General features: G+C 58.3%; 12 protein-coding genes. 6 read left to right on the forward strand and 6 right to left on the reverse strand.

Going from position 1 to position 11,700, the window contains the following annotated elements:
- Window position 1 precedes the first annotated feature (1 nt).
- The 3 genes from U3654_RS00500 (at window position 2) to U3654_RS00510 (ending at window position 2,164) form a co-directional block, all read left to right on the forward strand.
- Window positions 2-862, forward strand: a complete 861-nt coding sequence (locus U3654_RS00500; protein ID WP_324753416.1) for an urease accessory protein UreD — start codon at window positions 2-4, stop codon at window positions 860-862.
- A 93-nt stretch (window positions 863-955) separates the two neighbouring features.
- On the forward strand, window positions 956-1,654 hold the full coding sequence (locus U3654_RS00505; RefSeq protein ID WP_324753417.1) for a hypothetical protein: 699 nt from the start codon (window positions 956-958) through the stop codon (window positions 1,652-1,654).
- Between the two features lie 102 nt (window positions 1,655-1,756).
- Entirely contained in the window at window positions 1,757-2,164 is a 408-nt protein-coding gene (locus U3654_RS00510) for a nuclear transport factor 2 family protein (protein ID WP_324753418.1), read from the forward strand.
- A gap of 113 nt (window positions 2,165-2,277) precedes the next feature.
- On the opposite strand, the gene U3654_RS00515 is transcribed toward U3654_RS00510, so the two are convergent.
- Window positions 2,278-3,120, reverse strand: a complete 843-nt coding sequence (locus tag U3654_RS00515; RefSeq protein WP_324753419.1) for an EamA family transporter — start codon at window positions 3,118-3,120, stop codon at window positions 2,278-2,280.
- Window positions 3,120-3,284 carry a cytochrome oxidase subunit III gene (locus U3654_RS00520; RefSeq protein ID WP_324753420.1) on the reverse strand — a complete coding sequence of 55 codons (165 nt, stop codon included), beginning with the start codon at window positions 3,282-3,284 and terminating at the stop codon, window positions 3,120-3,122. The genes U3654_RS00515 and U3654_RS00520 overlap by 1 nt, the downstream gene beginning before the upstream one ends.
- 104 nt (window positions 3,285-3,388) lie before the next feature.
- Between U3654_RS00520 and U3654_RS00525 the strand changes: the two genes are divergently transcribed.
- Window positions 3,389-5,758, forward strand: a complete 2,370-nt coding sequence (locus U3654_RS00525; RefSeq protein WP_324753421.1) for a DUF1989 domain-containing protein — start codon at window positions 3,389-3,391, stop codon at window positions 5,756-5,758.
- Window positions 5,755-6,180, forward strand: coding sequence for a cyanoglobin (locus U3654_RS00530; protein ID WP_324753422.1), 426 nt, complete (start codon window positions 5,755-5,757; stop codon window positions 6,178-6,180). The genes U3654_RS00525 and U3654_RS00530 overlap by 4 nt, the downstream gene beginning before the upstream one ends.
- Window positions 6,181-6,318: 138 nt before the next feature.
- On the opposite strand, the gene U3654_RS00535 is transcribed toward U3654_RS00530, so the two are convergent.
- The 3 genes from U3654_RS00535 to U3654_RS00545 form a co-directional block, all read right to left on the reverse strand.
- On the reverse strand, window positions 6,319-7,179 hold the full coding sequence (locus tag U3654_RS00535) for a sterol desaturase family protein (protein WP_324753423.1): 861 nt from the start codon (window positions 7,177-7,179) through the stop codon (window positions 6,319-6,321).
- 294 nt (window positions 7,180-7,473) lie between these two features.
- Complete coding sequence (locus tag U3654_RS00540) at window positions 7,474-8,808, reverse strand: NAD(P)/FAD-dependent oxidoreductase (protein WP_324753424.1); 1,335 nt, start codon at window positions 8,806-8,808, stop codon at window positions 7,474-7,476.
- Window positions 8,809-8,931: 123 nt separating this feature from the next.
- Complete coding sequence (locus U3654_RS00545) at window positions 8,932-9,654, reverse strand: FadR/GntR family transcriptional regulator (RefSeq protein ID WP_324753425.1); 723 nt, start codon at window positions 9,652-9,654, stop codon at window positions 8,932-8,934.
- Window positions 9,655-9,757: 103 nt separating this feature from the next.
- Between U3654_RS00545 and U3654_RS00550 the strand changes: the two genes are divergently transcribed.
- The gene (locus U3654_RS00550) at window positions 9,758-10,135 is read left to right on the forward strand and encodes a rhodanese-like domain-containing protein (protein ID WP_324753426.1); all 378 of its coding nucleotides are present in this window, start codon (window positions 9,758-9,760) and stop codon (window positions 10,133-10,135) included.
- 148 nt (window positions 10,136-10,283) lie between these two features.
- On the opposite strand, the gene glnT is transcribed toward U3654_RS00550, so the two are convergent.
- On the reverse strand, window positions 10,284-11,639 hold the full coding sequence (glnT, locus tag U3654_RS00555) for a type III glutamate--ammonia ligase (RefSeq protein ID WP_324753427.1): 1,356 nt from the start codon (window positions 11,637-11,639) through the stop codon (window positions 10,284-10,286).
- Window positions 11,640-11,700: the final 61 nt, after the last annotated feature.

An 11,700-nucleotide genomic window follows, 5' to 3' on the forward strand; every position in this document is an offset into this window, starting at 1 on the left:
CATGATCCATACCAATATCTACCCCGATCCCGATTGGATTGTCGGCAAGACGGCGCTGATGAACGTGCGCGCGCATATCGTGGGCGGCAAGACGATCATCCAGCCATCATCATGGCGCATCCCGTTTCAGTGGCAGGGCTATCACTACCAAAATCAGGACGATCAGCCCTACATGCTGATGGTCAATTCCGGCGGCGGCTATGTCGAGGGGGACGGCTCGTATTTCTTTGGGCATCTTGAGAAGGACACGCGCGCGCTGTTCACGACCACGGCGTCTGGCAAGTTCTACAAATGCCTGAACGGCCTTGAGAGCACCGAGGTGGTCGAATTCAACGTCGGCGAAAACGCGTTGCTTGAATACATGCCGGACGAGGCGATCCCCTTTGCCTCCAGCCGTTCGCGCCGGTCGATCAAGATCAACTTGCAAAAATCATCGCGGCTGTTCGCGACCGACATGGTTTCGGCGGGCAGGGTCCATTACGGCAAAGAGGTTTTCAAGTTTGATGCTTTGCGATCCAGCTTTGAGGTCATGCTTGAGGGCAAGCGACTGGCGCAGGACAAGGTGATCGTAAAGACGCCGGAAGAGGTGGGCGATCTGGAGCGCCTCTGGAAAGGCGCGCGTCATTCTGTTGTGGCCTTTGCCTACGCGCCGGACCTGCCCCACGATATCGAAGAGCATGTCCGCATGACTGCGGGTGATGTAGAGCAGACGCAAATCGGCGTCAGCCGCATCGGTGATCTGATCTCCATACGTATCCTGTCGAACGAAACATGGCAGGCGCATGAGGCGATTTACAAATGCTGGCAGACTCTGCGCCCGGCCATTGCCGGAAAAGAGGCGCGCCCGATCATGAAATGCTGAGCGCAATGAAGCGGCACGCCGTCCGAGGCGGGCAAGGCACTGGGCAAAAAGGGCAAAGACGTCCATTCAGGGCACAATAGCGGGGGCAAGGGTATGATTACGATATTGATGGTTGGATTTGTGCTGGGCATGGCGCACGCCCTTGAGGCTGATCATCTGGCAGCGGTGGCCAGTTTTTCGGTGCGGGGTAAATCCGCGCGCGAGATATTGAAGCTGGGCGTTAGTTGGGGGCTGGGGCACACGATCACGTTGTTCCTGACGGTCGTGCCACTGTTCCTGCTGGGCATGGTGATCAGCGAGACGGTCGAGGCGCGGCTCGAGGCGTTTGTCGGTGCGGTGTTGGTCTTTCTGGGACTGCGGCTGATCTGGCGGCTGTGGAAGGACCGGGTCCATGTCCATGTGCATACTCACGACGATGGCGTGCAGCACGTCCATGTCCATTCGCACAAGGACGAGCCCCGCGCGCACGCGCTGTCCGACCACGCGCACCGTCACAAGAGCGCTGTTTCCTGGCAGTCCATGCTGGTCGGGCTGGTTCACGGTGTCGCCGGGTCGGCGGCGCTGCTGCTCTATGTGACGGACGCCGCCCCGGTCAAATGGATGGTCGTTCCCCTCGTGCTGTTCTTTGGCTTTGGCTCGGTTCTGGGTATGGCGCTGGTGTCGCAGATCATCGTGATCCCGCTGAAACTGGCCAAAATGGGCAAGGCCTGGGTGTTCCCCGCGCTTCAACACGTTGCGGCGATCGCTGCCATTTCGGTAGGGGCGATGTTTATTCTCAACGGTCTCGCATGACGACCAATCAGACGACAAGACCGGACAACCGGCAACCTTGCGCAGTGCAATCCGGCTTCGGGGGTCTGAACTGCCAATAGCATTTTTAAAGGAGGACAAAAGATGACACGCAATATCCGCGAGCTTGTGGACCGATTCTATGACATCGTGAACGGGGCCGATGGTGATTTCGACGAAATCTTTACCAAGGATTTCCACTTGGCGATCATGAAGGGGTTCCCCTATGGCGGCGATCATGCCGGGCTGGACGCCACCAAGAAGTTCTTTGAGGATTTCGGCGCGCATTTCGAGTTTTGGGCCGTGGACACGGACCGCTTCATCGAAATTGACGCCGAGAATGTCATCGTGACGGGCAAATACCGCTCGCAGGCGTCGGCGACCGGCAAGTCCTTTGAGATGGAGACTGTTCATCTGTGGACCGCTCGGGATGGAATGCTGACCACGTACAAGCATTATTGCGACACCGCGATCGTGTCCGACGCGCTGAATCACGAAGTGCCACAATACTGACGGCACTACATTACGCAGCCCCGATGACCATGACAGACGCTCACGTATTACCGGGGCACCACGCGCCAGAACGCGCCGGGTTTGCCCGGCGCTGACTGGTTTTGACCACGCGCTTAGAGGGCCAGGTATCCGATGGCGGCGAAGGTCAGCAGGACGCCGGACCATTGGCCGGGCGTCATCCGCTCGCGCAGTATGGCCCAGGCAAGAATTACGGTGATCATGCCAAAGGTCGAGGCGGCGACCGCCGCGAATTCGGGCCTTGCCATGCCCGCCGCCGCGATCACGGTTCCAAGAGCGATGCAGTCGAGCAAACCCATGAAGCCAAGCAGCGGCATTGCGCTGCGCGAGGGTAGCCGGATGCCACCCGTCGCCGCCAGCAGCAAGAGTGCCGTGAGCACCGCGGCAATGCGTGTGACAAGGATCACCGGCACTTCGCTGCCCGCATGGGCGGCCGCCTGACCCAGCGCAAACGTGGCGGCAAAGGCCGCGCCACCCAGCATGGCTGCAACGATCGCCGTGCGTTTGTCGCCGCTGCTTTCGCCGTCGCTGGACAGCAGGCCGACGATTGCGACGCCTGCGATGACCGCCGCGACGGCCAGCCATTGATCCCAAGGCACCGGTTGCCCCGATAGCGCCGCCCAACCCACCGACAGGACCGGATAGGCCCCGATGATTGGCGCAACGAGGCGCACGGGCCCGATTTCGAACGCCTTGTAGAGGCCGACATAGGCGAGGGTAAAGGCCACTCCGCTGGCTACGCCCAGCCCCGTGGCCCGCAGACCCATCGCCGACCAGTCGCCGACCAAAAGCGCTATTGGCGCCGTGATGATCGTACCCACGACCACCACCGTCGTCAGCGCCGGCAGGATGCCGCCCCGCTGCGATACATAGCGCACACAGATATCGTGGATGCCCCAGCAAATTGCTGCGACTAATCCGAAGACCAGCGACCCCATCAGCGCGGATCGCGAAAGAAGGGAATCATAAAGACAATGCACGCGATCAGGAAGAAGCCCGAGCCGAGCATCGCCCAGAAATGCCCGATACTGGCGATGCAGAACGCGACAGCCGAGATCAGGAAAAGGACCCATCCGGCAAAATTGATTTGATGGTCACTCATGTTATTGCGAGCTCTTGTTGTTTGGGGTTGCCTTTGGCGATATTCTCAGGATTAAATAATTATTCCACAGATGCAATCAGTGTATCTATGCCGGAGGTTCGACGATGCTCGACAATGTTTACGCAAAGGTCCAGCCGGGGCCGCCGCGCCCCAGCACGATCATTGAACCCAGGGTCTTTTCCATGCCGCCCGGCGTTGAGCGATACGTCGTTGAGGGCGGCGGCGCGATCCTAATTCGCATCGAGGCCGGTGATCGGTTTACCATCACCAACGACGAGGGCGGCCAGCCCTGCGAGGTGGTCGCAGCCGATGAGACCGGGCTGATCGACCCCGGCATGATTGGCGGCGCACCGAACAGCGACGCGAGCGGGCTGAAGGGCCTTTTGGCGGGCAGCAATCAGTCGCTGCGCGGGTTGCGCATGGGGCTGGAGGCACGTGGGCTCGATCTGTTCAAGGCGCGCGCGCATCGCTTTTGGGATGGAGATACGCTTGCCAAGGCCGAACAGAGCTTTGCCGTCGAGCGTGATGGCGTTCTGATCGTCTCGGCGCCCGGCGGCCCGATGGATTTCGAGGTGCAGAATACTTTGACGCCGCTGGTGGTCATGGTGACGCGCGCCGTTATCAAGCGCCTTGCCAAGTTCGAGTTGCCCGATCCGTTGGCCGATCCGTTGCAAAGCATTCGTGTCCATAGCGCCACCGCCGAATCTTACTTCGTCAAGGCCGGCGATTACATCCAGATTCAGGATGTCGATGGCCGCCAATGTACGGATTTCGAATGCTTTTCGGCCTCCAAATTGGACAAGGGGATCGAACATGCGCTGGACGTCACTACCACGCGCACCTTGATGCACCACGCTTATCCAATGCCGGGGCTGCACGCGAAGTACTACGATCAGGAAATGCTGCCGCTGGTCGAGGTTGTTCAGGACACTTGTGGGCGTCACGACGCGTTCGCGATGGCCTGCTCGGAGAAGTATTACAATGATATCGGCTATCCGGGTCACGTGAACTGCTCGACCAATTTCAACAACGCGTTGAAGGATTATAACGTCGCCGCACGGCATGGCTGGATGGCGATCAACTTTTTCTTCAACACCAGTATCGACGATCACGGCGTTCTCTATACGGACGAGCCGTGGTCGCGGCCGGGCGACTATGTCCTACTGCGTGCGCTGACCGACATCGTTTGTGTCAGTTCCGCCTGTCCGGACGACACGACTGTAGCCAATGGTTGGAATCCGACCGACATTCACATTCGCACGTATAGCGGCGAAGAAAAATTCTCGCGGGCGATAGCATTCCGCCCGACACCAAATTCAGAGGCCATGATGACCAAAGAGACCGGATTTCACGAGAGCTTTTCAAAACTGACGCGCAATTTCGTCGAATATAACGGCTATTGGCTGCCCAGCGGCTTTGGCGAGACGGGCCCGATTGAGGAATACTGGGCCTGCCGCAAAGCGTGCGCGATTATGGATCTCAGCCCGTTGCGCAAGTTCGAAATTCTTGGCCCCGATGCTGAAAAGCTGTGCCAGTACATCTTTACCCGCAACATGAAGACGCTGGCCGTGGGCGGCGTTGTTTATACTGCGATGTGCTATGAACATGGTGGCATGATCGACGACGGCACGGTGTTCCGCCTCGGTCAGGATAATTTCCGCTGGATCGGCGGGACGGATTACGGCGGAGAGTGGATCCGCGAAATTGCTGAAAAGCTGGAGCTGAAGGTGCTGATCCGCTCGTCCACCGACCAGCTGCATAACGTCGCCGTGCAAGGCCCCAACAGCCGTGATCTGCTGCGCAAGCTGGTCTGGACCGCGCCGCACAACCCCGAGTTTGACCAACTGGGCTGGTTCCGCTTTACACCTGCACGCCTGCACAACGAGACAGGCACAGCGTTTGTCGTGTCGCGCACAGGCTATACCGGCGAACTGGGATATGAGGTCATGTGTCACCCCAAGGATTGCGCCGAGATTTTCAATGCCATCTGGGAAACCGGGCAGGAGTTTGGGATCAAACCGATGGGTCTGGAGGCGCTGGATATGGTGCGCATCGAGGCGGGTCTGATCTTTGCCGGCTACGATTTCAGCGACCAGACCGATCCGTTCGAGGCTGGCGTCGGCTTTACCGTTCCGCTGAAATCCAAAGAGGATGATTTCATCGGGCGCGACGCCCTGATCCGCCGCAAGGAGAATCCGGTGCGCAAGATGGTCGGTCTGGAAATCGACAGTAAAGTGCAGGTTTCCCATGGCGATTGCATCCATATCGGACGCGCGCAGATTGGTGAGGTGACGTCGTCGATGATCTCGCCGCTGCTGGGCAAGAACATTGCACTGGCGCGGGTGGACGTCACCCATGCCGAGTTCGGGACCGAGGTAGAAGTCGGCAAACTTGATGGACATCAAAAACGTTTGCCCGCAACTATCGTACCCTTTGCGGCATATGATCCCAAAAAGGAACGCCCGCGGTCATGACACAGACGATCCTCGACAAACTTGGCGGCGAAGCCGCGCTCAAGGAACTTGTCGAGCATTTCTATGATCTCATCGAATCCCGACCCGAAGGCGCGCAGATCGTGCGCCTTCACATGGAGGGGCACGGAATCGCAGCGACGCGAATAGGGCAGTTTGAATTCCTGTGTGGGTTCTTTGGCGGGCGGCAGTATTTCAAGGAACTGCACGGTCATATGAACGTGAAGCTCATCCACGAACATATCCCGATCATGGCCGAGGATGCCGAGGATTGGCTGAACCTGTGGGACCGCGCACTTGCCGATCTAGGCCATAGCGGCGAGCATGTTGAGCGCGTCCGCGCCACGCTGCGCCGCGTAGCGCTGGTGCTGGTCAATAACGGTGAGGTCGTGGGGGCCGATAGCAAGCGTCTGGCGAGACTCTGAGGGTGGCTTGTGGTTAGTCTGGTGTGGCCGTGAATGCCTACTGTGCTGTGCGGTTTCAACGAGTCGCGGCAACAGGCAAGAGAGCTGCTCTCGACCCTTGCGTTTCGTTGATGAGATTTCAATCAACCCTAAACGGCGTTAATCGGCCGGCGTCACGTCCCTGCCGGATTTGCGGCGGAACAGATGCTCATAGGCCTTGGGTCGGAACGCGTAGCTGAACTGCGACCAAAGGGTGCGATCGATCTCATCCGTCACGCCAAGGGGGCTGTCGCATGGGCCGGGGACATAATGGGTGCCGAATGCCCAGTCCCACAGGCCAAAGACGGTTGCGAAGTTGCGGCCATAGGCCACCTTGTCCGCAGAATGGTGCCACCGGTGCATGGCGGGCGAGACGAACAGGATGTTCCATTTGCCATAGGTCCAGGGCAGATCGGCGTGGATGAAGAATCCGTAGTAATGGCGCACGAGCGTGTTGGCGACGATTGCGTAGGGCGGTAGGCCAAGGATCAGAAGCGCGCTGGAATCGATGGCGAAGGTGGTCATGCGGTTGATTGGATGAAAACGCTCTAGCGACAACCATGTCATCTCAGTATCGGAATGATGTATCGCGTGGGACGGCCACAGGAACGAGTTGTGCTCGAAGCGATGGCGCCAGTAACCAACGAAATCGCCCACTACGATTGCCACAAGAACTACCCCGAGAACCGGCCAGCCCTTCCATTCCTCGGGCGAATACAGGACCAACCCGGTAGAGTGCCAGAAGCTCGAAAGGAACGTCGCGGCAAGCACAATGACCGGCACGGTAAAGACAAGGTTGAACAGCATGATCTGGATGTTCAGTCCTGTTTCTGGCAGGGCGCGGCGGATGTCGCCAAACAGCGCTTTGCGTTTTACCATATAGCCCAAGCACAGGAAGAATATCGCCGGGAGCAGGATCCCGAAGCCAGCCGTCAAAACAGCATCCCAAGACATCAAAAGGAAATTAGTCAGCCAATCCATGTTTGCCACCTATCGTTTTCAAACGCTTATCCGGCTGTTTGGCATCGGAATGTGACAAAACTTAGATCAGATGCGGAAACAATAGCGGCGAAGCAACGGTATTGATCTGCCACGGGGCTTGAGCCGGACATTTCCAACTTGGAACCGCAGCATCAGTTCGGCTGCAATCTCGCTGAGACTAAAGGGCGGCTGTCGGAATCAATGAGGCCTTCGCAGCCCGTTAATCATCCAAGCTAAACAAAAAGCGCGGTGGGTATCCACCGCGCTTTTCCGTCTTGCCAAAATCAAAGCCAATCAGTTCTGCAAGTACGCTTCCAGACTGTCATCCATAGCGTCTTTCCACGGGGTATGGTGCTTGGGCGCCATGGTGCCAGTGATGACGGACTTATAGCTGTTGTTGCGGAAGGTCATGATGTCTTCCTTCTTGTGACCTTTCCACGCAAAGAACGCATCGCGGGCGCCGTCGACATCGAAGCTGGGATAATCGGTCTCGGCAATCAACTCTTTGATGTACTCAGCCTGATACCGGATCGCGTCGTAATCATCCTCGCCTGCGTCCTCGCGAGCGATACGGTCGGCGACGTCCTTTTCCATTTCGGCCTTACTCGGGATCTTGATCTTGCCCATGATCGCGTCGCGGACCCACCAGGCCTGTGCGTCGAACATGTTGAAGGTGAACCACTGGTCCTGCATGCCCAGATAGAACATGTCCGGATCATGCACCCATGCGACACCCTTGTAGAGGTCGGCAGTCGCCAAGCGGTTCGCGGTGCTCAGACACAGCCCGTCCACCAAGAACGGGAAGTTGTGCTGATAGCCGGTGCAGAGCAGGATCGCATCCACGTCCTTGCTAGAGCCATCCTTGAAATGTGCGGTGTTGCCGTCGACATGCGTCAGCAGCGGCACTTCCTGCCAGTTATCCGGCCATTTGAAACCCATCGGTGCGGTGCGGTGGCTGACGGTGATCGACTTGCAGCCATATTTCCAGCATTGGCTACCGATATCCTCGGCGGAATAGGACGTGCCGATGATGAGAAGGTCCTGATCCTGGAATTCCATCGCGTCGCGGAAATCATGGGCATGCAGAATGCGGCCCGGAAATTTGTCAAAGCCTTCGAACTCCGGAACGTTCGGCGTAGAGAAGTGGCCGGTCGCACAGATGACGTGATCGAATTCCTCGGTGTATACGTGGTCTTTGGGTAGATCGCAGACGGTGACCTGAAATTTGCCGTCCACCTTTTTGACATGACGCACGACCGTCTCAAAGCGGATCAGATCGCGCACGTCGGTCTTTTCGACGCGCCCCTTGATATAGTCGAACAGGACTTCGCGGGGCGGATAGCTGGCGATCTGCTTGCCGAAATGCTCTTCAAAGGAATAGTCGGCGAATTCCAGACCCTCCTTGGGGCCGTTCGACCACAGATAGCGATACATTGAACCATGGACAGGCTCGCCATACTGATCGACGCCGGTGCGCCACGTGTAATTCCAGAGGCCGCCCCAGTCGTCCTGTTTTTCAAAACAGACGATTTCGGGGATCTCTTCACCGTTCTCCTTGGCGGAGTGGAAAGCGCGCAGTTGCGCGAGGCCCGAGGGGCCGGCACCGAGGATTGCGATACGTTTTTTCATTAAGTTCTCCCGTTGGTTCAGACCGGTTTTGTGTCTGGTTCATTTGGTATGGACCAATTGAACCGGCGGTGTGCCGAGGAGTCAAGAATTTTGACCCGCAAAGGCATGTTTTATGCCCCTGATTTAGCCCTCTTGTAGCAACTGGCGCTGCTCTTCGATGAGGTGCAGCTTGATGAATTCGACCGCTGCGTCGGTATCGCGCGCGGCGATAGCATTAAAGAGGCTGTTATACCGCTTTTGGTAGGCCTCGATGCGCGCTGGCGTCAGGTGGCGGCGCAGTTGCGCACTGCGAAAGCTTTGGCGGCAGGCATCGATCACCAGATCATAGCAGCCCGCGATCAGCGGGTTGCCGGTGCCTGTGGCGATCTTGCGGTAAAACGCTTCTTCGTGGCGCACGAAGGCGGCTGCATCGGTATGGACCGCCTCAATATCGCTGAGGATCTCGCCCAGTGCTTCGATGTCGCGGGGGGGCATGTTGACCACGGCGAGGCGCACCATGTCCGGTTCTAATATGCCGCGGATTACCTGCAAATCCAGCGGACTGGACGAGGCGGCGATTTCGCTGTGCGAGGCAGCGGGCGCGCCGGTGGTCTGCGGATTGACGAAACTGCCGCTGCCCGCGCGGCGGCGGATCAGGCCGTTCGTCTCTAGCACCTCCAGCGCCTCGCGCACCGTATTGCGCGCAACGCCAAGGTCCGAAGAGAGCGTGCGTTCGGACGGCAGACGTTCGTCCACGACATATTCGCCGCTGCGGATTCGGCCAAAGATGGTGTCGACGACGGTCTGGACCGTCGCACTCATCTGCGTCTGGACGGTTAGGGCAGCGGTGATCTGGGCCATCGACATGGGCGGTCCTTTCGCAGGTGTCGTGTTTCAGTTTACACAAAGCCACGTCCGCGCACATCGCGAATTTTGCGCACGCGCGGCAAGGTATGAAAAGGAACGCAACATGAAGAGCGAACAGACGGAAAACGGAACAGTCGATCTATGGACTGCCAAAGAGGTGAGTGAGGCGCGCGGCGACATCGTGCTGATCGATGTGCGCACCCCGCAAGAACATGGATTTGAGCGGATCGGCGGCGCGCTGCTGATGGCCTTGCAGGAATTCCAACCCCAGAGCCTGCCGGGGCAGGACGCCAAGCGAATCGTGCTGCATTGCGGCTCGGGCGTTCGCTCGGGCAAGGCGGCGGCGCTGTGCCTTGCCGCCGGTATTGAGCGCATCGCCCATTTGGAGGGTGGGTTGGCCGCGTGGAAGGCTGCGGGGCAGGAGTATATCGGAACCGATGTGGCCACGGGCGCACCCAAGGTGATGAAGAAAGACAGCTGAGTTCAGCCCAAAGCGTTTCGAATTGATGCACTGTCACGACACGATATCGAAACGCCCACGACAAGCGCGCGTGGGCACCCTGCAAAATACAAAAAGAGCGGACCCATCGGCCCGCTCTTTTGCAATTTGACGCTTGGAAAAATCCAGATCAGATATCCAGTGTGTGGTCGCGCTCCCACTGGGTGAAATGGGCCGCGTAGTCGTTCCATTCCTTGTGCTTGAGCTTGAGAAACGCTTTCGAGAATTCCCCGCCCATTGACTCGGTCAGTTCGGTATCCGCCTCGTAGGTGCGAAGGCCGTCCAGCATGTTCTGCGGCAGTTTTGCTGCATCTTTGACCTTGTCAGCGTCGATATACATGTCGACGTCATGGGTCTCGCCCGGGTCGATCTTGTCGCGGATGCCGCTAAGGCCCGCAGCCATGATAACGGCCGGCATCAGGTAAGGGTTCGTCGCGCCATCGGGCAAACGCAGCTCCATACGGCCCCCGCCTGGAACGCGTACCAGATGGGTGCGGTTGTCGCCCGCCCAGGTGATGCTGTTGGGTGCCCAGCTCGAGCCGGACGCAGTGCTGGGGGCACCGATCCGCTTGTAGCTGTTGACTGTCGGGCAGCAGATGACCGTCATGCCACTGCCGTGCTTGAGAATACCGCCAAGGAAATGCGCGCCGGTTTCCGACAGGCCGTGCCGCCCCGCCGGAGTATCATCCGAGCCGGCAAAAAGGTTGGTCTTGGCATCTTTGCCTGTCCCATCCCAAGCGGATATGTGCGCGTGCAGACCGTTCCCTGTGAGGGTCGGGAGGGGCTTGGGCATGAAGCTTGCGCGCATCCCGTGCTTTTCCGCGACATGTTTTATCATGAATTTGAAGAAGCTGAGTTGATCGGCCATCTTCAGAACGTCGTCGAAGTCCCAGTTCATCTCCCACTGGCCATTGGCGTCTTCGTGGTCGTTTTGATAGCAGCCCCAGCCCATCTCGTGCATGTAGTCGCTGGTTTCGCGGATGACGTGATAGTTGCGCATCATCGACTGCTGGTCGTAGCAGGGCTTGGCCCGCGTATCGAGGGTGTCCGCGACGGCCGTGCCATCCTGATTGAGCAGCGAAAACTCTGGTTCTACGCCAATTTTAAAGTGCAGGCCCAGTTCGGCAGCATCAGCGATCTGCTTGCGCAGCACGTTGCGCGGTGCCTGCGCGGAATACTCGTTCTTCATGACCGGATTGCCGGGAACCCATGCCATATCGGGCTGCCACGGAATCTGGACCGCCATATCGGCATCGGGCATCACCAGCATGTCGGGATGGGCGGGGGTGTAATCCATACCGCCTGCAAAACCAGCGAATCCAGCGCCGCCTTCCTGCATTCTTCCGATCGCACGAATCGGCACCAGCTTGGTGCGCTGCATGCCGAGAATGTCGGTGAAGTTAACCATGAAGTATTTGATGCCGCGCTCTTTGCCCCAGTCTTCGAGATTGATCTGAGATTCTTGAACGAGTTGTTTTTTGGTCATGTTCGGGTGTCCCTGTTGTTTCGTTTCTTGGGAGATTTAAAAAGCAAAAAGGGGCGCGACA

Origin of the sequence: Roseovarius sp. Pro17 (assembly GCF_035599575.1) — a bacterium.
GTDB lineage: Bacteria > Pseudomonadota > Alphaproteobacteria > Rhodobacterales > Rhodobacteraceae > Roseovarius.